The organism is Nitratidesulfovibrio oxamicus, assembly GCF_015731765.1.
In the GTDB taxonomy this organism is placed as follows: Bacteria; Desulfobacterota; Desulfovibrionia; order Desulfovibrionales; family Desulfovibrionaceae; genus Cupidesulfovibrio; species Cupidesulfovibrio oxamicus.
Window position 1 is genome coordinate 1 of record NZ_VRYY01000626.1, and the last position, 1,066, is coordinate 1,066.

The following is a 1,066-nucleotide window of genomic DNA, read 5'->3' on the forward strand; positions in this document are numbered from 1 at the left end:
CCTCGGCACCCCGCCGCGCACCGTATGGATCAACGCCGGTGAGCTTTCCGGCGACATGCACGGAGGCCGCCTGCTGGAGGCCCTGCGCCGCCGCGACCCGGCGTTGCGCTGCATCGGCATGGGCGGTCCGCACCTGCGCGGTGCCGGGCAGGACGCCATCCTGCGGGTGGAAGACCTGTCCGTGATGGGCATTACCGAGGTGTTGGGCTACCTGCCGCGCATCCTCGGCATGCTGCGCCGCATCAAGGCCGAACTGGCCGCGCGCAGGCCCGACGCGGTGGTGCTCATCGACGCGCCGGAATTCAACTTCCGCATCGCCAGGGCCGCCCACGCGCTGGGCATTCCGGTGCACTACTACATCAGCCCCAAGATATGGGCGTGGCGCACCGGGCGGGTCAACTTCATCCGCCGCCACATCCGCCGGATGATCTGCATCCTGCCCTTCGAGGTGGAATTCTACCGCCGCCACGGCATGGACGTGGACTACGTGGGCAACCCGCTGCTGGACATGATGGACTGGCAGCGCCTGGACGCCATCGCCCCCGTGGCGGGGCGCATCGGCCTGATGCCCGGCAGCCGCCGCAAGGAGATAGAGGCGCTGATGCCGGAATACGGCAAGGCCGCCCGGCTGCTGCTGGCGGACCGACCCGGCCTGTCCTTCCACTGCGTGCGCGCCCCCAACGTGACAGAGGACGCCCTGCGCGCCCTGTGGCCCGCAGACGTGCCCTTGACCATCGAATCGCCGGACGACCGCTACGCCACCCTGCGCACCTGCCAGCTGCTGCTGGCCGCATCGGGCACGGCCACGCTGGAAACGGCCCTGCTGGGCGTGCCCACGCTGGTGGCCTACCGGGTGTCGCCGTTCTCGTACTGGCTGGGCAAGCGACTGGTGAAGGTCCGGTGGGTCAGCCTGCCCAACCTTGTGCTGAACCGCGAGGTGTTCCCCGAACTGCTGCAGGAGAACGCCGACGGCGCCGTGCTTGCCCGCCACGCCAGCCGCTGGCTGGATACCCCCGGCGAACTGGACCGCGTGCGCGCCGACCTGGCCGACCTGCGCCGCCGCTGC

General features: G+C 70.5%; 1 protein-coding gene. It reads left to right on the top strand.

The features are described from left to right. Positions 1-1,066, top strand: a 1,066-nt coding sequence (gene lpxB, locus FVW20_RS16395) for a lipid-A-disaccharide synthase (protein ID WP_231039181.1), incomplete at both ends; no start/stop codon positions are given.